We start from the raw sequence: 19,326 nt of genomic DNA on the forward strand, positions 1-19,326 counted from the left end.
GATACGGAATTTCCCCACGACGCACAAAATCCCTGGCGACACCGGAATTCCGGTGTCGCCAGGGATTTTGCGTGTCGCTCGGCTAAATGCGCGTCAGTTGGGGATCGGGACCGGCACCACGCCTAGCGGCTCGAGCTTTGCGGCGCCGCCGTCGGGAGCTGAGAGGACCCAGATGCCCTTCTCGTGGACCGCCACGGAGTGCTCCCACTGGCATGAGCGCTTGCCGTCGGTGGTGACCACGGTCCAGTCGTCCTCGAGGACCGCCGTTTCGATGCCGCCGCGCACCAGCATCGGTTCGATTGCCAGGCACAGCCCGGGACGGATCTTCGGGCCGCGGTGGCTGGTGCGGTAGTTCAGCACGTCGGGGGCCATGTGCATCTCGGAGCCGATGCCGTGGCCCACATAGTCCTCGAGGATGCCCAGCGGCTTGCCCGGCACCGAGGAAACGTAGTCGTCGATGGCCGCGCCGATGTCGCCGACGAACTTGCCTTTGGCCAGGCCCGCGATGCCGTGCCACATCGCGGCCTCGGTGACGTCCGAGAGCCGCTGGTCCTCGGGATCAGCGGTTCCCACGATGACAGTCCGGGCCGAGTCGGAGTGCCAGCCGTTGACGATCGCACCGCCGTCGATGGAAATGATGTCCCCATCCTGCAGGACCTTCTCCCCCGGGATGCCGTGAACCACTTCCTCGTTGACGGACGTGCAGATGCTGGCAGGGAACCCGTGGTAGCCCAGGAAGTTGGACTTGGCGCCGGCCTCCAGCAGCACTGCCGCGAAGACCTCGTCGAGCTGCCGGGTGGTGACGCCCGGGGCTGCGGCGGCCACGGCGGCATCGAGCGCACGGCTCAGGACGAGCCCGGCCTCATGCATGGTGCGCATCTGGGCGTTGGTCTTGTATTCAATCCGTGGCTGGCCGAATGCCATCAGCGGTGTTTCCTCTCAGTGTGCCCCTGCCCGGCTGGCCGCTTTCCTGCGGTCCAGGGTGCGGGGATAAAAGCCGGAGGCCCCTCCCCATGGTCCGGGAGGAGCCTCGCAGCGTTGGAACTAATGTCAGGCGGCCTGAGCTGACTTGATGGCCTGCATGACGCGGTCGGTAACCTCGTCGATCTGGCCGATGCCGTCCACCTGGGTCAGGATGCCGCGTTCGGCATACTTGGCCACAACAGCCTCGGTCTGCTCGTGGTACAGGTCAAGGCGGTGGCGGATGACGGCTTCGTTGTCGTCACTGCGGCCGGTTTCCTTCGCACGGCCCAGCAGGCGGTGCACGAGTTCCTCGTCATCGGCCGTGAGCTGCAGGACAACGTCCAGCTTCTGGTCGCCGTCGGCCAGGATCTGGTCCAGGTAGTCAACCTGGGCGGTGGTGCGCGGGTACCCGTCCAGGAGGAAGCCGTCTTCGACGTCACCCTCGCTGAGCCGGTCGCGCACCATCTTGTTGGTCACGCTGTCCGGAACGAAATCCCCGTTGTCCATGTACTTCTTGGCCTCGACGCCGAGCGGCGTCTCGCCCTTAACGTTGGCACGGAAGATGTCGCCGGTGGAGATCGCAACGACGCCGAGACGGTCGGAGATGCGTTCCGCCTGCGTTCCCTTGCCCGAACCCGGGGGTCCGATAATCAACATTCTGGTCATCGCAATAGCCCTTCGTAGTGACGCTGCTGTAGCTGCGCGTCAATTTGCTTGACGGTTTCCAGGCCAACGCCCACCATGATCAGGATCGAGGTGCCACCGAACGGGAAGTTCTGGTTTGCGTTGATCAGCACGAGCGCCACCAGCGGGATCAGTGCCACGAAGCCAAGGTAGATGGCGCCGGGCAGCGTGATGCGCGACAGGACGTACTGCAGGTAATCCGCGGTCGGCTTGCCGGCACGGATACCCGGAATGAAGCCGCCGTATTTCTTCATGTTGTCGCTGACCTCTTCAGGGTTGAAGGTGATCGCGACATAGAAGTAGGTAAAGAACACAATCATGGCGAAGTACAGCGCCATGTAGATGGGGTGGTCCCCGCGGGTCAGGTTGTTGTTGATCCATTCAACCCACGGCTGGATCGACTCCCCCGCCTTCGGCTGGTTGAACTGGGAGATCAGCGCCGGCAGGTAGAGCATCGAGGAAGCGAAGATGACGGGAATGACGCCGGCCATGTTCACCTTGATGGGAATGTACGTGCTGGTGCCGCCCACGGTCCGGCGCCCGATCATGCGCTTGGCGTACTGCACCGGGATGCGGCGCTGGGACTGCTCCACGAAGACAACCAGGGCAACCGTCAGCAGGCCGATCGCGAGCACGATGAAGAACGTCCCCGGGCCCTGCGCGGACCAGATGGCGCCAAGCGAGGTGGGGAAGCCGGCAGCGATGGCCGTGAAGATCAGCAGGGACATGCCGTTGCCGACGCCCTTCTCGGTCACGAGTTCACCCATCCACATGATGAGGCCGGTGCCGGCCGTCAGCGTGATGATGATGAGGATGGTGGTGATGACGCTCTGGTCCGGGATGATCGGCAGGTTGCAGCCGGGCAGCAGCTGGCCGGAGCGCGCCAGCGACACCAGCGTCGTGGCGTTCAGCAGGCCCAGTGCGATGGTCAGGTAGCGCGTGTACTGCGTGAGCTTGGACTGCCCGGAGGCACCCTCCTCATACAGCTGCTGGAAACGCGGGATGACCACGCGCAGCAGCTGCACGATGATGCTCGCCGTGATGTACGGCATGATTCCCAGGGCGAAGATGGAGACCTGCAGCAATGCACCGCCGCTGAAAAGATTGACGAGCTGGTAGATCCCGCCCTGGGTCTGCCCGTTCGACAAGCATTGCTGGACATTCTGGTAGCTCACACCGGGCGAGGGGATAAAAGCTCCCAAGCGGAAGATTGTGATGATTCCCAGCGTGAACAACAACTTGCGTCGCAGATCAGGCGTTCGAAACGCCCGGCCGAATGCGCTTAGCAAGCGTCCTCCTCAGTAGTTAATAAGTCTGGTGATGCAGGTCGATAAACCCAACAACCGAGTCTAACCGGTGTTTGCGGCATGCGAACAATCCTGAAGACCCAATAGGTATGAAAAAACTCCCGGCACAGGGGCCTCGGCCCCCGTGCCGGGAGTTTGCGCAGCAGGCTATCGCCCACCGGCTCCGGGAGTAAATCCCTTAGAGCGCGGTGGTGGAGCCGCCGGCTGCAGCGATCTTCTCAGAAGCGCTGGCTGAGAAAGCGTGGGCGGTGACGTCAACCTTGACGGTGATGTCGCCGGTGCCAAGCACCTTCACGGGCTGGTTCTTGCGAACGGCACCCTTTGCAACCAGGTCCTCCACGGTGACAGTGCCACCTTCCGGGAACAGCTCGTTGAGCTTTTCCAGGTTCACAACCTGGAACTCAACCCGGAACGGGTTCTTGAAGCCGCGCAGCTTCGGCAGGCGCATGTGCAGCGGCAGCTGGCCGCCGGCAAAGCCAGCCTTCACCTGGTAGCGGGCCTTCGTACCCTTGGTACCGCGACCGGCGGTCTTACCCTTGGAAGCCTCACCACGACCAACACGGGTCTTGGCGGTCTTGGCACCGGCGGCGGGACGCAGGTGGTGAACCTTCAGAGCGCTCTGCTTCTCAGCAGCGGTCTCGGCGGTGTTCTTCTCTGCCATTACTTCGCCTCCTCAACATTCACGAGGTGCGGAACCGTGTTGAGCATTCCTACGGTCACGGCGTCGGCGGTGCGGACAACGGTGTGTCCGATCCGCTTCAGGCCGAGGGACCGCAGGGTGTCGCGCTGGTTCTGCTTGGCGCCAATGACGCCCTTGATCTGGGTGATCTCCAACTTGGCGTCGGAGGGAGTCAGGTTCTTCGCCATGACTTAGACACCTGCCTTCTGGTTCATCAGCGAACGCACCAGGGCGGCCGGAGCAACCTCGTCCAGCGGCAGGTTGCGGCGTGCTGCCACAGCTGCGGGCTCTTCGAGGCGCTTCAGTGCATCAACGGTCGCGTGAACGATGTTGATGGCGTTGGAGGAACCGAGCGACTTGGAGAGGATGTCGTGGATGCCCACGCACTCCAGTACTGCACGGACCGGACCACCGGCGATAACACCGGTACCGGCGGAAGCCGGACGCAGCATTACGACACCAGCGGCCGCTTCACCCTGAACGCGGTGCGGGATGGTGTTGCCAACGCGGGGAACGCGGAAGAAGGACTTCTTGGCCTCTTCAACGCCCTTGGCGATAGCAGCGGGAACTTCCTTGGCCTTGCCGTAGCCGACGCCGACCAGACCGTTGCCGTCACCAACGACGACGAGTGCGGTGAAGCTGAAGCGACGACCACCCTTGACGACCTTGGAAACGCGGTTGATGGTAACAACGCGCTCTACGAACTGGTTCTTCTCGGCTTCACGTCCGCCGTCGCGGCCGCCACGGCCACCGCGGTCGCCGCGGCCCTGGCCACGGTCGCCACGCTCGCCGCGACGGGCGCCACCACGGCGGTCCTCGGTGGCGGGGGCAGTGGTCTCAGCAGCTGCGGCTTCGGTCGCCTTCTCTTCTGCAGACACAGTGTCCTTTTCCTTGTTTGCTTCGGTCACAGTGACAGCCCACCTTCGCGTGCACCGTCAGCGACGGCGGCGATCCGGCCGTGGTACTTGTTACCACCACGGTCGAAGACAACAGCTTCGACGCCGGCAGCCTTGGCACGCTCGGCAACGAGCTCGCCAACGCGCTTGGCCTTGGCAGTCTTGTCACCGTCGAATGCACGAAGGTCAGCTTCCAGAGTGGACGCGCTTGCTACGGTCTGGCCAATGGTGTCGTCGACAACCTGGACAAATACGTGGCGTGCGGAACGGTTGACGACCAGGCGAGGACGTACAGCCGTACCGGAGATGCGCTTGCGGATACGAAGCTGGCGGCGGCTGCGCGAAGCAGACTTGCTCTTGTTCGTACGCTTCTTGTTAATGGCGATGGCCATGGTTACTTACCAGCCTTTCCGACCTTGCGGCGGATGACTTCGCCGGCGTAGCGGATGCCCTTGCCCTTGTACGGGTCAGGCTTGCGCAGCTTGCGAATGTTGGCAGCAACCTCGCCGACCTGCTGCTTGTTGATGCCTGAGACAGAGAGCTTGGTCGGTCCCTCTACTGCAAAGGTGATGCCGGCCGGAGCCGAAACGCTGACCGGGTGGCTGTAGCCGAGAGCGAACTCAAGGTCAGATCCCTTGGCCTGAACGCGGTAACCGGTACCGACGATTTCAAGCTTCTTCTCGTAGCCTGCGGTGACGCCCTGGATCATGTTGGCGATCAGGGTGCGGGTCAGGCCGTGGAGCGAACGGGAGGCGCGCTCGTCGTTCGGGCGGGTAACGGTCAGGGTGTTGTCTTCCAGGGCAACCTCGATCGGGCTGGCCACAGTGTGGCTCAGTTCGCCCTTGGAACCCTTGACGCTGACGACAGAGCCGTCAACCTTGACCTCAACGCCGGCAGGAACGGTGATGGGGAGACGTCCAATACGTGACATTATTCTCTTCCTTTCCCGTTACCAGACGTATGCGAGGACTTCGCCGCCCACGCCCTTCTTGCCGGCCTGCTTGTCAGTCAGGAGGCCGGAAGAGGTGGACAGGATTGCGATACCCAGGCCACCCAGCACGTGAGGCAGGTTGGTGGACTTCGCGTAAACGCGGAGACCCGGCTTGGAAATGCGACGGACACCCGCGATTGAACGCTCGCGGTTCGGACCGAACTTGAGCTCGAGGGTCAGCTTCTTGCCGACTTCAGCGTCCTCTTCCTTCCAGCCGGCGATGAAACCTTCGGCCTTGAGGATGTCAGCAACGCGAGCCTTCAGCTTGCTGTAAGGCATAGACACGGAGTCGTGGTATGCCGAGTTTGCGTTACGCAGGCGCGTAAGCATATCTGCGACAGGATCTGTCATAGTCATTTGGGCACTTGCCCTTCCTCGTAACGGTTTCCGCCGTTCTGCTCCCGGGGGAACACAGCGGCCGGACCTTTTACGTAGTTAATTAAGCTTCGGTCTTGAACGGGAAACCAAGCGCCTTGAGCAGCGCGCGGCCTTCGTCGTCGGTCTTGGCGGTGGTCACAACCGTGATGTCCATACCGCGGGTGCGGTCGATGGAGTCCTGGTCGATCTCGTGGAACATAACCTGCTCGGTCAGACCGAAGGTGTAGTTGCCGTTGCCATCGAACTGCTTGCCGCTGAGGCCGCGGAAGTCGCGGATACGGGGCAGAGCCAGCGTGACCAGACGGTCCACGAATTCCCACATGCGGTCGCCACGCAGGGTTGCGTGTGCACCAATCGGCATGCCTTCGCGCAGCTTGAACTGGGCGATGGACTTGCGGGCCTTGGTGACCTGCGGCTTCTGGCCGGTGATCAGGGTGAGGTCGCGGACAGCGCCGTCGATCAGCTTGGAGTCCTTGGCGGCATCTCCAACACCCATGTTCACAACAACCTTGACCAGACGGGGAACCTGGTTCACGTTCTCGTACTTGAATTCATCCTGCAGGGCAGACTTGATGGATTCGGCGTACTTGGTCTTCAGACGAGGAACGATCTTCGTTGCCGGAGTCTCGAGAGTCTCAGTCATTAGATGTCCTTCCCGGAGCTCTTGGCCACGCGGATGCGGACGGTCTTCTTAACGCCGTCCTTCTCTACGGTCTCGAGGCGGAAACCAACGCGGGTCGGCTTCTTGGTGGACGGGTCAACCAGAGCCACGTTGGAAACGTGGATCGGGGCCTCGACAACCTCGATGCCGCCGGTCTTGGTGCCGCGCTGCGACTGACCGACCTTGGTGTGCTTGGTAACGCGGTTGATACCCTCAACCAGCACGCGGTTGGTGTCCGGGAACACGCGCAGGACCTTGCCCTGCTTGCCACGGTCGCCGCCGCGCTCAGCCTTGGCGCCAGTGATGACCTGTACCAGGTCACCCTTCTTGATCTTAGCCATGGACTAGAGCACCTCCGGAGCCAGAGAAACGATCTTCATGAACTTCTTGTCACGGAGTTCACGACCAACCGGTCCGAAGATACGGGTACCGCGGGGGTCACCGTCGTTCTTCAGGATGACGGCTGCGTTCTCGTCAAACTTGATGTAGGAACCATCCGCACGGCGGCGTTCCTTCTTGGTACGGACGATGACAGCCTTGACGACGTCGCCCTTCTTTACGTTGCCGCCCGGGATTGCATCCTTGACGGTGGCGACGATGACGTCGCCGATGCCTGCGTAGCGACGGCCGGATCCACCGAGAACGCGAATGGTAAGGATTTCCTTAGCACCCGTGTTGTCGGCGACCTTCAGTCGCGACTCCTGCTGAATCACTATTTACTCCTTGCGTCGCGCCGGTTCTCAGACCGAAAATCCTGCTACGGAATGAGCCTTGCGGAACGGTTGATCGGGGTGTCTCTGGACCTGACTGGATTTTGCCAGACCAGGCCTAAACGCCCGTGCCACAAACAGTTGCTTCCCAAGCCCGTGAAGGCGCAAGGGGGCACTATGCCGTGGCACGATTGTTTACGAGGTTTGCTGTCGGCACACAAAAGGCGCCATACAAACTCAAAATCTTAGCACAGTTTGGGCCAGGCTCCATATCACCAGTCAGCCCTCGCCCGCAACGTACGACGGCGACCGGTACTGCCGGCGCGCGTCCCGCCGTCGGCCTCTTCCCGCTTAGTAGGCCGCTCCCCCACGTAACGCGGAAACCCCCGCTCCCAAAGGGAGCGGGGGTTTCCATTGCAGCCAGGCTGCGGGGTGTTACTTGGCCTTTTCGAGGATTTCCACGAGCCGCCAGTTCTTGGTGGCGGACAGCGGCCGGGTCTCGGCGATGACAACCAGGTCGCCGATGCCGGCGGTGTTCTGCTCGTCGTGTGCCTTGACCTTGGAGGTGCGGCGGATGACCTTGCCGTACAGGGCGTGCTTCACGCGGTCTTCAACCTGGACAACGATGGTCTTGTCCATCTTGTCAGAGACCACGTAGCCGCGACGCGTCTTACGGTAACCGCGCTGCTCAGCCGTAGCTGCCGTAGCAGTTTCCGTCACGTTCTCGTCCTTTTCACTCACTTGGCGTCCTCCTCGGTCTCAGCCTCGGCAGGCTTTTCAGCCTTCTTCGCTGCAGACTTCTTGGACTTCTTTTCTTCCTTGGCTTCCACAACCGGTGCGGCAACCTCGGCACGAATGCCCAGCTCGCGCTCACGGAGAACGGTGTAGATGCGTGCGATGTCCTTCTTTACCGCGCGCAGACGACCGTGGTTCTCCAGCTGTCCGGTGGCGGACTGGAAACGCAGGTTGAACAGCTCTTCCTTGGACTTGCGGAGTTCTTCAACGAGACGCTCGTTGTCGAAACCGTCCAGCTGTGCGGGTGCGAGATCCTTCGACCCTACTGCCATTTCTATTCACCACCTTCGCGACGCACAATGCGTGCCTTCAACGGCAGCTTGTGGATTGCCAGGCGCAGGGCCTCGCGAGCTACCTCTTCATTGACACCGGAGAGTTCGAAGAGAACCCGGCCCGGCTTGACGTTGGCGACCCACCATTCCGGCGAACCCTTACCGGAACCCATGCGGGTTTCGGCAGGCTTCTTGGTCAGCGGACGGTCCGGGTAGATGTTGATCCAGACCTTACCGCCACGCTTGATGTGGCGGGTCATCGCGATACGGGCAGATTCGATCTGGCGGTTCGTGACGTATGCCGGGCTCAGGGCCTGGATACCGAACTCGCCGAACGAAACCTTGGTGCCGCCCGTAGCAGCGCCGGAACGACCCGGGTGGTGCTGCTTACGGTGCTTGACTCGACGTGGGATAAGCATTTAAGCCTGTCCTCCTTCTGCTGCCTGTGCCGGTGCGGCTTCAGCTGCAGGAGCTTCGGCTGCCGGACGTTCGGTGCGACGGCGGCGGTCACCGCGGTCAGCGCCACCCGGGCGGCCCGGACGGTCGCCGGAGCGGCCGCGGGACGGGGCAGCAGCTGCCTGCTGAGCCAGTTCCTTGGACGTGACGTCGCCCTTGTAGATCCAGACCTTCACGCCGATGCGGCCGAAGGTGGTCTTGGCTTCGTAGAAGCCGTAGTCGATGTTCGCGCGGAGGGTGTGCAGGGGCACACGGCCTTCGCGGTAGAACTCCGAGCGGGACATTTCAGCGCCACCGAGACGGCCGGAGCACGCGATACGGATGCCCTTGGCACCGGCACGCTGTGCGGACTGCATGGCCTTCTTCATTGCGCGGCGGAAAGCCACGCGGGAGGTCAGCTGCTCGGCAACACCCTGGGCAACAAGCTGGGCTTCCATCTCGGGGTTCTTGACCTCGAGGATGTTCAGCTGGACCTGCTTGCCGGTGAGCTTTTCGAGCTCGCCGCGGATGCGGTCGGCCTCGGCGCCGCGGCGGCCGATGACGATGCCCGGACGTGCCGTGTGGATGTCCACGCGGACGCGGTCGCGGGTGCGCTCGATCTCGACCTTGGCGATGCCGGCGCGCTCCATGCCCGTGGACATGAGCTGGCGGATGCGGATGTCTTCGCGAACGAAGTCCTTGTACCGCTGGCCGGACTTGGTGCTGTCAGCGAACCAGTGCGATACGTGATCGGTGGTGACGCCGAGTCGGAACCCGTGCGGGTTTACTTTCTGTCCCACTTAGCGAGCCTCCTCTTTCTCCGGGGTAGCGACTACCACGGTGATGTGGCTGGTGCGCTTCTTGATCTGAAATGCACGACCCTGGGCACGCGGCTGGAACCGCTTCATGGTCGGGCCTTCATCAACAAACGCTTCGCTGATGATGAGGTCACCTTCGTCAAACGCAACACCGTCGCGGTCCGCGAGGACCCGGGCGTTGGAGATTGCCGACTGAACTACCTTGAATACCGGCTCCGAAGCTGCCTGCGGGGCAAACTTCAGAATTGCCAGAGCCTCGTTCGCTTGCTTCCCACGAACAAGGTTGACGACGCGCCGGGCCTTCATAGGCGTTACGCGGATGTGGCGCGCAATTGCCTTGGCTTCCATTGCTTTCCTTCTCTCGTCTTTGACGTAAGTGCAGGCGCCTAGCGGCGCTTGCCCTTACGGTCGTCCTTGACATGGCCGCGGAATGTCCGCGTGGGAGCGAATTCGCCGAGCTTGTGCCCGACCATCGACTCGGTGACAAACACCGGGATGTGCTTGCGTCCGTCGTGCACGGCGATCGTGTGCCCGAGCATGTCGGGGATGATCATCGAGCGGCGGGACCAGGTCTTGATGACGTTCTTGGTGCCCTTTTCGTTTTCCCTTGCGACCTTCACAAAGAGGTGCTGGTCAACGAAAGGACCTTTTTTCAGGCTGCGTGGCATGTGTCCAGGCTCCTATCGCTTGTTCTTGCCAGTACGACGGCGACGAACAATAAGCTTGTCGCTCTCTTTGTTGGGGCGGCGGGTGCGGCCTTCAGGCTTACCGTTCGGGTTGACCGGGTGGCGACCACCGGAGGTCTTACCTTCACCACCACCGTGCGGGTGGTCAACCGGGTTCATGGCAACACCACGGACGGTCGGGCGAACGCCCTTCCACCGCATACGGCCGGCCTTACCCCAGTTGATGTTCGACTGCTCGGCGTTGCCGACCTCGCCGATCGTTGCGCGGCAGCGCACGTCAACGTTGCGGATTTCACCGGAGGGCAGACGCAGCTGGGCGAAACGGCCTTCCTTGGCGACGAGCTGAACAGAAGCACCGGCGGAGCGGGCCATCTTGGCACCGCCGCCCGGGCGCAGCTCAACCGCGTGGATAACAGTACCCACGGGGATGTTGCGCAGGGGCAGGTTGTTGCCAGGCTTGATGTCAGCGTTGGCGCCGGCTTCCACGAAGTCGCCCTGGGAGAGCTTGTTCGGGGCGATGATGTAGCGCTTGGTGCCATCAACGTAGTGCAGGAGGGCGATGCGAGCCGTGCGGTTCGGATCGTACTCGATTTCGGCAACGCGGGCGTTGACGCCGTCCTTGTCGTGGCGACGGAAGTCGATCAGACGGTACTGGCGCTTGTGTCCGCCACCCTTGTGACGGGTGGTGATCTTACCGGTGTTGTTACGGCCGCCCTTCTTGGGCAGCGGACGTACCAACGACTTTTCCGGCGTCGACCGCGTGATTTCGGTGAAGTCAGCTACGCTCGAGCCGCGACGGCCCGGCGTAGTCGGCTTGTACTTACGGATTCCCATAATTTATTTCCTCGTTAAAGTGGTCTCCGCTACGCGAGCGGACCGCCGAAGATGTCGATAGTGCCTTCTTTGAGGGTCACAATGGCACGCTTGGTGTTCTTGCGGGTGCCCCATCCGAATTTGGTGCGCTTGCGCTTACCGGCACGGTTGATGGTGTTGATCGATTCGACCTTGACGGAGAAGATCTTCTCCACGGCCAGCTTGATCTCGGTCTTGTTCGACCGGGGGTCCACCAGGAAGGTGTACTTGCCCTCGTCGATCAGGCCGTAGCTCTTTTCCGAAACGACGGGTGCAAGCACGACGTCGCGCGGGTCCTTGATGGTGGCTGCGCTCACTTGGCATCCTCCTGGTTCTTTGCAGCCTTGTCAGCAACGAATGCTTCGTAGGCAGCCTGAGTGAAGACTACGTCGTCGGAAATGAGGACGTCGTAGGTGTTCAGCTGGTCCACGTACAGGACGTGAACTTCCGCGAGGTTGCGCACGGACAGTGCAGCAACGTCGTTGGCGCGCTCGATGACGACCAGCAGGTTCTTGCGCTCGGAAACTCCGCGCAGGGTTGCCAGTGCTGCCTTGGAGGACGGCTTGTCGCCGGCAACCAGTTCAGACACGACGTGGACGCGGCCGTTGCGGGCGCGGTCAGAGAGAGCGCCGCGCAGTGCAGCAGCAATCATCTTCTTGGGGGTCCGCTGGGCGTAGTCACGCGGGGTGGGCCCGTGGACGATGCCACCGCCGGTCATGTGCGGAGCACGGATGGAACCCTGACGGGCGCGGCCGGTGCCCTTCTGCTTGAACGGCTTGCGGCCTGCACCGGAAACCTCGGCGCGGGTCTTGGTCTTGTGGGTACCCTGGCGAGCAGCAGCGAGCTGGGCAACGACGACCTGGTGCAGCAGCGGCACGTTGGTCTGAACGTCGAAGATCTCTGCAGGCAGGTCAACCTTGACAGTGTTAGCCATTGAACTAGGCTCCCTTCACGGCGGTGCGTACGAATACGACCTGGCCGCGGGCACCCGGAACGGCGCCCTTGATCAGGAGCAGCGACTTCTCGACGTCAACCGCGTGAACGGTGAGGTTCAGCGTGGTGTGACGAACGGCGCCCATGCGGCCGGCCATTCTCATGCCCTTGAAGACGCGGCTCGGGGTGGATGCGCCACCGATTGAACCGGGCTTACGGTGGTTCTTGTGGGCACCGTGGGAGGCGCCAACACCGGAGAAGCCGTGACGCTTCATAACACCGGCGAAGCCCTTACCCTTGGTGGTGCCGATGACGTCGATCTTCTGGCCGGCTTCGAAGAGCTCAACAGAAAGCTCCTGGCCCAGCTCGTAAGAGTCAGCATCTGCGGTGCGCAGTTCGACGACGTGGCGGCGAGGCGTGACGCCTGCCTTTTCAAAGTGACCAGCCAGCGGCTTGGTGACCTTGCGGGGATCGATCTGGCCGTAGCCGATCTGAACGGCGACGTAGCCATCGGTCTCTGCGTTGCGCAGCTGGGTGATGACGTTGGAGTCAGCCTGGACAACAGTGACGGGGATGAGCTTGTTGTTCTCGTCCCAGACCTGGGTCATGCCGAGCTTCGTGCCCAGCAGGCCCTTTACGTTACGGGTTGCGGTCATAGTCTCTCAGCACCTCCCTACAGCTTGATTTCGATGTTCACGTCGGCCGGCAGGTCGAGACGCATGAGCGAGTCAACAGCCTTGGGCGTGGGGTCGATGATGTCGATCAGACGCTTGTGCGTGCGCATTTCAAAGTGCTCGCGGCTGTCCTTGTACTTGTGCGGAGAGCGGATAACGCAGTACACGTTCTTCTCCGTGGGCAGCGGCACCGGGCCGACTACCGTTGCGCCTGCGCGCGTGACCGTCTCAACGATCTTCCGGGCTGAAACGTCAATGACCTCGTGGTCGTATGACTTCAGCCGGATGCGGATTTTTTGTCCCGCCATGTCGCCTGACTCTCTTTCAGTAAGTGCTGCTCTGTTTACTTGCGTGTTGTATGGCTGCCGAAGCATTTGAGGTCGTAACCACCACCCGCCGCACAAGCTGAATCCGGATGAATCCGGGTTCCTCAACCTGCCGGCGCACCCGACCCCCGCGGTCGGGCGTGTCGCGCTGTGCAGAACGCACAAGCCCGCAGTTCCTCAAGGGGGATTGGGTTATGTTTGGGCTTCAGCCTGGACCCTGGCACCCGGCATTATCCGGATCGGGACGCGAAGAAGCGCTTGAACAACTCATCTAGTATGCCGGAAATTGTGCGAGGATGCGAATCGGGCCCTCGCGGCCCTCCTGCCCCGCCCTCCCAGCGGTCCACCGCGCCCATTGCCGCCCGCCTTTGGCGGTTGGATGATGGGTGAATGGCCGTGCAGAATGCCGCCACCGGAAACGAGGCCGGCGGCCCCGCAGTCAACGACGACGCAGTCCGGGAGCTTGCCGGGCGCCTGCGGCCGGACTTCACCCTGGGCGTTGCCGCGGCCGCCTTCCAGATCGAGGGCGCGCTCGCGGCGGACGGCCGCGGCCCGTCGGGGTGGGATGCCTTTGCGGCCAAGCCGGGCAGCATCCGTGACGGGAATTCGCCGGCGGTGGCCTGTGACCACTATAACCGTGTGCCGGAGGACGTTGCCCTCATGCGCGAGCTCGGCATCGACTCATACCGGTTCTCGATCGCGTGGCCGCGGGTCCAGCCGGAGGGCCGCGGCTCAGCCAACCCACGCGGCCTGGACTTCTACGACCGGCTGGTGGACCTGCTGCTGGCGGCCGGCATCTCCCCCATGGCCACGCTCTACCACTGGGACACTCCCCTGCCTTTGGAGCATGCCGGCGGCTGGATGAACCGGGCCACCGCGGAACGTTTCGCGGAGTACGCGGCGGCCGCCGGACACCGGCTCGGCGATAGGGTGGCGCAGTGGGTCACGCTCAACGAGCCCGTCTCCGTCACCCTGAACGGCTACGCCCTCGGTGTCCATGCACCCGGCCGCGACCTGCTGTTCAACGCACTGCCCTCGGTCCATCACCAGCTGCTCGGCCACGGGCTCGCGGTCCAGGCCCTCCGGGCCGCCGGGGTCACCGGGTCCATTGGCGTCACCAACCTGCACTCCCCCGTCCGCCCCGCCACGCGGCGGCTGGCCGACAGGCTGCTGGCCAGGGTCTTCGACCTTGTCCTCAACCGGATTTATGCAGACCCCATCCTGTTGGGCCGTTACCCGGATCCCCCGCTTGCTGCGCGCCCGTGGTTCAGGTTTTTGTCCCGGACGTCCGACGACGACCTCCGCCTGATCAGCCAGCCCATCGACTTCTACGGGGTGAACTACTACTACCCTGTCCGGGTGGCCGCGGGACAGGGGCCGCCAAGTACGCCAACCGGCAACGCGGAAGCCATGTCCCGGCTACCATTCCACCTGGCCGCTTTCCCGGAATATTCCACCACCGGGTTCGGCTGGCCGGTGGCGCCGGAACATCTGGGCATTCTGCTGCGCGAACTCAAGGACAGGTACGGGCCAGCCCTGCCGCCGGTGTACATCACCGAGAGCGGCGCAAGCTTTCCTGAGCCCGAACACGTGGCCGGACCCCTCGCGGACTCGCGGCGGATCGCGTACCTGGCAGACCATCTAGGCCAGGCGGTCAGCTCAACGGCGCCCGGCGGCATCGCGCACGACGTGGATCTGCTGGGCTACTTCGTCTGGACGTTCATGGACAACTTCGAGTGGGCCGCCGGGTATTCACAGCGCTTCGGCCTGGTGCATGTGGACTTCGAAACGCTCAAGCGGACGCCGAAGAAGTCGTTCTACTGGCTGCAGGCAATCTGCCGGGCGCGAACCGGCGCAGCCTAAATAGCAGGAGGCGCGTTTACTGGTTCTTGTTGGCGCGGTTGATGCGCTTGGCGCGCTCAATCTCGTGGCGGAAGTTCTTCTTCACCCAAAAAACGCCCACCACAACGGCGACAACCACCAGCAGGAAAATAAGCCAACCCATGATGCTCCCTCTTAGCCACGAACCGTTCGTGAGCCCTCACCTTATCAGGGGCGGCCCGCTGCCCGCAGTGCGGATGCACTGATACAAAAACAGCCCCGCTGCCAGAAGCAGCGGGGCTGTTTTCGAAGATCAGGCTGTTAGGCCTGCGATCAGCAAGAGTTACTTGATGATCTTGGTGACACGTCCCGAACCAACGGTGCGGCCGCCTTCACGGATAGCGAAGCCGAGGCCCTCTTCCATAGCGATCGGCTGGATCAGCGCAACGGTCATCTCGGTGTTGTCACCGGGCATAACCATTTCGGTGCCTTCCGGCAGGGTGATAACGCCGGTCACGTCCGTGGTACGGAAGTAGAACTGCGGGCGGTAGTTCGAGTAGAACGGATTGTGACGTCCGCCTTCGTCCTTGGACAGGATGTAGACGTTGGCCTCGAAGTCGGTGTGCGGGGTGATGGAACCCGGCTTGACGACAACCTGGCCACGCTCGACGTCGTCGCGCTTCAGACCGCGGAGCAGCAGGCCACAGTTCTCGCCGGCCCATGCTTCGTCGAGCTGCTTGTGGAACATCTCGATACCGGTAACGGTGGTCTTCTGGACCGGGCGGATACCGACGATCTCGACCTCGGAGTTGATGGCGAGGGTACCGCGCTCGGCGCGGCCCGTCACAACGGTGCCACGGCCGGTGATGGTGAAGACGTCTTCGATCGGCATCAGGAACGGCTTGTCGCGGTCACGTACGGGGTCCGGAACGGACTCGTCGACAGCAGCCATCAGGTCCTCAACGGACTTGACCCACTCCGGGTCGCCTTCCAGGGCCTTCAGGCCGGAAACGCGGATAACCGGGGCGTCGTCGCCGTCGAAGCCCTGCGAGCTCAGGAGCTCACGAACTTCCATTTCGACGAGGTCGAGGAGTTCCTCGTCCTCAACCATGTCTGCCTTGTTCAGCGCGACCAGCAGGTAGGGAACACCAACCTGGCGGGCGAGCAGAACGTGCTCGCGGGTCTGAGCCATCGGGCCGTCAGTAGCGGCAACCACGAGGATTGCGCCGTCCATCTGGGCAGCACCGGTGATCATGTTCTTGATGTAGTCAGCGTGACCCGGAGCGTCTACGTGTGCGTAGTGGCGCTTCTCGGTCTGGTACTCAACGTGGGAGATGTTGATGGTAATGCCGCGCTGACGCTCTTCCGGAGCAGAGTCGATCGACGCGAAGTCACGCTTCTCGTTGAGAGTCGGGTACTTGTCGTACAGCACCTTGGAAATGGCGGCCGTCAACGTCGTCTTACCGTGGTCAACGTGACCGATGGTACCGATGTTAACGTGCGGCTTAGTCCGCTCGAACTTTGCCTTTGCCACAGGTTCCTCCTAGAACGTTTTTCAAATGGCTTACCTTCGACCGCGCTTATCGCGGCAGAAACTCCAGTAAGTCTATCTGGGGGCTTTGGATTGATGAAATTGCAGATTCAGGAACTAATACTAGTGCCTAGAGCCTGTTCGTGCTGATGGCCGGAACCCGGCCGGAACCAATGTCCCGGCCATCCGCACTGGGTGTGTTCCGCAGGGGAAACCCACCCGGTTTTTCGCAGCTTGTCGCGTGGACAGTCCTGGGGACTACTCGCCGCGGGACTTCTGGATGATCTCGTCGGCAACTGCCTTCGGGACCTCGGCGTAGCTGTTGAACGTCATGGAGTAAACAGCGCGGCCCTGGGTCTTGGAGCGCAGGTCACCGATGTAGCCGAACATGCCGGACAGCGGGACGTGCGCGCGGACAACCTTGACACCTGCTGCGTCTTCCATGGACTGCATCTGGCCACGGCGGGAGTTGAGGTCACCGATAACGTCACCCATGTATTCCTCAGGGGTGCGGACCTCGACATCCATCAGCGGTTCGAGCAGAACAGGGTTCGCCTTGCGTGCGGCTTCCTTGAAAGCCATCCGGCCGGCGATCTTGAAGGCCATTTCCGAGGAGTCAACATCGTGGTACGCGCCGTCAATCAGCGTTGCCTTGATGCCGACAACCGGGTAACCAGCCAGGACGCCGTCGTTCAGCGCATCCTGGATACCGGCGTCAACCGACGGGATGTACTCGCGCGGAACGCGGCCACCGGTGACCTTGTTCTCGAACTCGTACAGCTCGCCTTCCGCGGTGTCCAGCGGTTCGATGGCGATCTGGACCTTTGCGAACTGGCCAGAACCACCGGTCTGCTTCTTGTGCGTGTAGTCGTGGCGCTCCACGGCACGCTTGATGGTTTCGCGGTAGGCAACCTGCGGCTTGCCAACGTTGGCCTCGACCTTGAATTCGCGGCGCATGCGGTCCACCAGGATGTCCAGGTGGAGCTCGCCCATGCCGGCGATGATGGTCTGGCCGGTGTCTTCGTTGAGGGAGACCTGGAAGGTCGGGTCCTCAGCGGAGAGCTTCTGGATGGCCGTGGAGAGCTTCTCCTGGTCACCCTTGGTGTTCGGCTCGATGGCAACAGAGATCACGGGCTCCGGGAAGCTCATGGACTCGAGCACGATCTGGTTGCTGGCGTCACACAGGGTGTCGCCGGTGGTGGTGTCCTTCAGACCGATGGCTGCGTAGATGTGGCCGGCGGTGGCTGCCTCGACGGGCATTTCCTTGTTGGCGTGCATCTGGAACAGCTTGCCGATGCGCTCCTTCTTGCCCTTGGTGGAGTTGACCACCTGGGCGCCGGATTCCACGTGACCGGAGTACACGCGGACGAAGGTGAGCTGGCCGAAGAACGGGTGGGCCGCAATCTTGAACGCGAGAGCGGAGAAGGGCTCTTCGGCGGACGGCTTGCGGGTCAGTTCCTTCTCTTCGTCCTTCGGGTCGTGACCGATCATCGGAGGAACGTCGAGCGGGTTCGGCAGGTAGTCGACGACGGCGTCAAGCATCGGCTGGACACCGCGGTTCTTGAAGGCGGAGCCACAGAAGACCGGGTACAGCTCGGAGTTGATGGTCATCTTGCGGATGCCGGCCTTGAGCTCGTCGATGCTGAGCTCTTCGCCTTCGAGGTACTTCTCCATGAGTTCCTCGGAGGACTCGGCAACGGTCTCCACGAGGGCGGCACGGTATTCCTCGGCCTTGGCCTGGAGGTCAGCCGGGATCTCCTGGATCTCGTACTTGGCACCCATGGTCACGTCACCCTTGGCATCGCCGGGCCACACCAGAGCGCGCATGTAGAGCAGGTCCACGACGCCGATGAAGTCGTTCTCGGCACCGATGGGCAGCTGCATGACCAGCGGCTTGGCACCCAGGCGGCTGATGATGGTGTCTACGGTGAAGTAGAAGTCAGCGCCGAGCTTGTCCATCTTGTTGACGAAGCAGATACGCGGAACGTTGTACTTGTCAGCCTGGCGCCAAACGGTCTCAGACTGCGGCTCAACGCCTTCCTTGCCATCGAAGACGGCAACGGCACCGTCGAGGACGCGCAGGGAGCGCTCAACCTCAACCGTGAAGTCCACGTGGCCGGGGGTGTCGATGATGTTGATCTGGTTGTTTTCCCAGAAGCAGGTCACGGCGGCAGACGTGATGGTGATGCCGCGTTCCTTTTCCTGTTCCATCCAGTCAGTGGTCGAAGCGCCGTCGTGCGTTTCGCCAATCTTGTGGTTCACACCTGTGTAGAACAGGATGCGCTCGGTGGTGGTGGTCTTGCCGGCATCAATGTGGGCCATGATGCCGATGTTGCGGACCTTACTAAGGTCTGTAAGCACGTCCTGTGCCACGGTGTCTCCCTTTCGGATGGACTACGCGTTCGCCGCCGGCTCGGTTGAGCCGGCGGCGTACGGGAAGTTTTACCAGCGGTAGTGGGCGAAGGCCTTGTTGGACTCGGCCATCTTGTGGGTGTCTTCGCGACGCTTCACAGCGGCACCGAGACCGTTCGAGGCATCCAGGATTTCGTTCTGGAGGCGCTCGGTCATCGTCTTTTCGCGGCGGGCCTTGGAGTAGCCGACCAGCCAACGCAGGGCGAGGGCGGTGGAGCGACCCGGCTTAACCTCAACCGGAACCTGGTAGGTGGCGCCACCGACACGGCGGGAGCGGACCTCGAGGGAAGGCTTGACGTTGTCCATGGCCTTCTTGAGGGCTGCAACGGGGTCGCCGCCGGACTTGGCGCGAGCACCTTCGAGGGCACCGTAAACAATGCGCTCGGCGGTGGACTTCTTGCCGTCAACCAGCACCTTGTTGATCAGCTGGGTAACCAGCGGGGAGCCGTAGACGGGATCTGATACGAGCGGCCGCTTGGGGGCCGGACCCTTGCGAGGCATA

General features: G+C 62.4%; 28 protein-coding genes. 1 reads left to right on the forward strand and 27 read right to left on the reverse strand.

Annotated features, from left to right (window positions below; translation table 11 throughout):
• Positions 1–93: 93 nt before the first annotated feature.
• The 23 genes from map to rpsJ all read right to left on the reverse strand — a co-directional run bounded on the left by map (position 94) and on the right by rpsJ (position 13,042).
• A complete protein-coding gene (gene map, locus ACFUTU_RS15375) occupies positions 94–924 on the reverse strand; it encodes a type I methionyl aminopeptidase (protein ID WP_377965750.1) in 831 nt (276 codons plus the stop codon).
• A 126-nt stretch (positions 925–1,050) separates the two neighbouring features.
• Positions 1,051–1,620: an adenylate kinase gene (locus tag ACFUTU_RS15380; protein WP_377965816.1), complete on the reverse strand. Its 570-nt coding sequence runs from the start codon at positions 1,618–1,620 to the stop codon at positions 1,051–1,053.
• 5 nt (positions 1,621–1,625) lie between these two features.
• Positions 1,626–2,936 carry a preprotein translocase subunit SecY gene (secY, locus tag ACFUTU_RS15385; protein WP_377965752.1) on the reverse strand — a complete coding sequence of 437 codons (1,311 nt, stop codon included), beginning with the start codon at positions 2,934–2,936 and terminating at the stop codon, positions 1,626–1,628.
• A 196-nt stretch (positions 2,937–3,132) separates the two neighbouring features.
• Complete coding sequence (gene rplO / locus ACFUTU_RS15390; protein ID WP_377965754.1) at positions 3,133–3,615, reverse strand: 50S ribosomal protein L15; 483 nt, start codon at positions 3,613–3,615, stop codon at positions 3,133–3,135.
• Complete coding sequence (rpmD, locus tag ACFUTU_RS15395) at positions 3,615–3,821, reverse strand: 50S ribosomal protein L30 (protein ID WP_003803757.1); 207 nt, start codon at positions 3,819–3,821, stop codon at positions 3,615–3,617. The genes rplO and rpmD overlap by 1 nt, the downstream gene beginning before the upstream one ends.
• Positions 3,822–3,824: 3 nt before the next feature.
• Positions 3,825–4,541, reverse strand: coding sequence for a 30S ribosomal protein S5 (rpsE, locus tag ACFUTU_RS15400; protein WP_377965756.1), 717 nt, complete (start codon positions 4,539–4,541; stop codon positions 3,825–3,827).
• On the reverse strand, positions 4,538–4,921 hold the full coding sequence (rplR, locus tag ACFUTU_RS15405) for a 50S ribosomal protein L18 (RefSeq protein WP_003803763.1): 384 nt from the start codon (positions 4,919–4,921) through the stop codon (positions 4,538–4,540). Before rplR ends, rpsE begins: the two co-directional genes overlap by 4 nt.
• Positions 4,922–4,923: 2 nt before the next feature.
• Entirely contained in the window at positions 4,924–5,460 is a 537-nt protein-coding gene (rplF, locus tag ACFUTU_RS15410; protein WP_377965758.1) for a 50S ribosomal protein L6, read from the reverse strand.
• Positions 5,461–5,478: 18 nt separating this feature from the next.
• Positions 5,479–5,877, reverse strand: a complete 399-nt coding sequence (rpsH, locus tag ACFUTU_RS15415; protein WP_018769139.1) for a 30S ribosomal protein S8 — start codon at positions 5,875–5,877, stop codon at positions 5,479–5,481.
• An 82-nt stretch (positions 5,878–5,959) separates the two neighbouring features.
• On the reverse strand, positions 5,960–6,541 hold the full coding sequence (gene rplE / locus ACFUTU_RS15420) for a 50S ribosomal protein L5 (protein WP_377965760.1): 582 nt from the start codon (positions 6,539–6,541) through the stop codon (positions 5,960–5,962).
• Positions 6,541–6,900, reverse strand: a complete 360-nt coding sequence (gene rplX, locus ACFUTU_RS15425; protein ID WP_377965762.1) for a 50S ribosomal protein L24 — start codon at positions 6,898–6,900, stop codon at positions 6,541–6,543. Before rplX ends, rplE begins: the two co-directional genes overlap by 1 nt.
• A gap of 3 nt (positions 6,901–6,903) precedes the next feature.
• Positions 6,904–7,272, reverse strand: coding sequence for a 50S ribosomal protein L14 (gene rplN / locus ACFUTU_RS15430; RefSeq protein ID WP_003803789.1), 369 nt, complete (start codon positions 7,270–7,272; stop codon positions 6,904–6,906).
• A 432-nt stretch (positions 7,273–7,704) separates the two neighbouring features.
• Positions 7,705–8,010, reverse strand: a complete 306-nt coding sequence (rpsQ, locus tag ACFUTU_RS15435; RefSeq protein ID WP_076801234.1) for a 30S ribosomal protein S17 — start codon at positions 8,008–8,010, stop codon at positions 7,705–7,707.
• Entirely contained in the window at positions 8,007–8,336 is a 330-nt protein-coding gene (gene rpmC, locus ACFUTU_RS15440; protein ID WP_003803792.1) for a 50S ribosomal protein L29, read from the reverse strand. The genes rpsQ and rpmC overlap by 4 nt, the downstream gene beginning before the upstream one ends.
• A 2-nt stretch (positions 8,337–8,338) precedes the next feature.
• Positions 8,339–8,755: a 50S ribosomal protein L16 gene (rplP, locus tag ACFUTU_RS15445; RefSeq protein ID WP_076801229.1), complete on the reverse strand. Its 417-nt coding sequence runs from the start codon at positions 8,753–8,755 to the stop codon at positions 8,339–8,341.
• Positions 8,756–9,571, reverse strand: coding sequence for a 30S ribosomal protein S3 (rpsC, locus tag ACFUTU_RS15450; protein ID WP_076801226.1), 816 nt, complete (start codon positions 9,569–9,571; stop codon positions 8,756–8,758).
• On the reverse strand, positions 9,572–9,937 hold the full coding sequence (rplV, locus tag ACFUTU_RS15455) for a 50S ribosomal protein L22 (protein ID WP_003803798.1): 366 nt from the start codon (positions 9,935–9,937) through the stop codon (positions 9,572–9,574).
• 38 nt (positions 9,938–9,975) lie between these two features.
• The gene (gene rpsS, locus ACFUTU_RS15460) at positions 9,976–10,257 is read right to left on the reverse strand and encodes a 30S ribosomal protein S19 (RefSeq protein ID WP_003803803.1); all 282 of its coding nucleotides are present in this window, start codon (positions 10,255–10,257) and stop codon (positions 9,976–9,978) included.
• A gap of 12 nt (positions 10,258–10,269) precedes the next feature.
• Complete coding sequence (rplB, locus tag ACFUTU_RS15465; RefSeq protein ID WP_003803804.1) at positions 10,270–11,109, reverse strand: 50S ribosomal protein L2; 840 nt, start codon at positions 11,107–11,109, stop codon at positions 10,270–10,272.
• 29 nt (positions 11,110–11,138) lie between these two features.
• Positions 11,139–11,444, reverse strand: coding sequence for a 50S ribosomal protein L23 (gene rplW, locus ACFUTU_RS15470; RefSeq protein WP_011692807.1), 306 nt, complete (start codon positions 11,442–11,444; stop codon positions 11,139–11,141).
• Entirely contained in the window at positions 11,441–12,061 is a 621-nt protein-coding gene (gene rplD, locus ACFUTU_RS15475) for a 50S ribosomal protein L4 (RefSeq protein ID WP_377965764.1), read from the reverse strand. Before rplD ends, rplW begins: the two co-directional genes overlap by 4 nt.
• Before the next feature lie 4 nt (positions 12,062–12,065).
• Positions 12,066–12,716, reverse strand: a complete 651-nt coding sequence (gene rplC / locus ACFUTU_RS15480; protein WP_076801220.1) for a 50S ribosomal protein L3 — start codon at positions 12,714–12,716, stop codon at positions 12,066–12,068.
• 17 nt (positions 12,717–12,733) lie between these two features.
• Positions 12,734–13,042 carry a 30S ribosomal protein S10 gene (gene rpsJ / locus ACFUTU_RS15485; RefSeq protein ID WP_003803825.1) on the reverse strand — a complete coding sequence of 103 codons (309 nt, stop codon included), beginning with the start codon at positions 13,040–13,042 and terminating at the stop codon, positions 12,734–12,736.
• 408 nt (positions 13,043–13,450) lie between these two features.
• Here rpsJ and ACFUTU_RS15490 point away from each other — a divergent pair, with 408 nt between their 5' ends.
• Positions 13,451–14,923: a GH1 family beta-glucosidase gene (locus tag ACFUTU_RS15490; RefSeq protein ID WP_377965766.1), complete on the forward strand. Its 1,473-nt coding sequence runs from the start codon at positions 13,451–13,453 to the stop codon at positions 14,921–14,923.
• 16 nt (positions 14,924–14,939) lie between these two features.
• Here ACFUTU_RS15490 and ACFUTU_RS15495 read toward each other — a convergent pair whose 3' ends face one another.
• The 4 genes from ACFUTU_RS15495 to rpsG all read right to left on the reverse strand — a co-directional run bounded on the left by ACFUTU_RS15495 (position 14,940) and on the right by rpsG (position 19,325).
• The gene (locus tag ACFUTU_RS15495; RefSeq protein ID WP_257787652.1) at positions 14,940–15,065 is read right to left on the reverse strand and encodes a hypothetical protein; all 126 of its coding nucleotides are present in this window, start codon (positions 15,063–15,065) and stop codon (positions 14,940–14,942) included.
• A gap of 159 nt (positions 15,066–15,224) precedes the next feature.
• Positions 15,225–16,415, reverse strand: a complete 1,191-nt coding sequence (gene tuf / locus ACFUTU_RS15500; RefSeq protein ID WP_076801216.1) for an elongation factor Tu — start codon at positions 16,413–16,415, stop codon at positions 15,225–15,227.
• A 255-nt stretch (positions 16,416–16,670) separates the two neighbouring features.
• On the reverse strand, positions 16,671–18,785 hold the full coding sequence (gene fusA, locus ACFUTU_RS15505; RefSeq protein WP_377965768.1) for an elongation factor G: 2,115 nt from the start codon (positions 18,783–18,785) through the stop codon (positions 16,671–16,673).
• A gap of 69 nt (positions 18,786–18,854) precedes the next feature.
• Complete coding sequence (rpsG, locus tag ACFUTU_RS15510; RefSeq protein ID WP_003803829.1) at positions 18,855–19,325, reverse strand: 30S ribosomal protein S7; 471 nt, start codon at positions 19,323–19,325, stop codon at positions 18,855–18,857.
• Between the last annotated feature and the right edge of the window lies 1 nt (position 19,326).

The organism is Arthrobacter sp. NPDC057388 (assembly GCF_042668165.1).
In the GTDB taxonomy this organism is placed as follows: domain Bacteria; phylum Actinomycetota; class Actinomycetes; order Actinomycetales; family Micrococcaceae; genus Arthrobacter.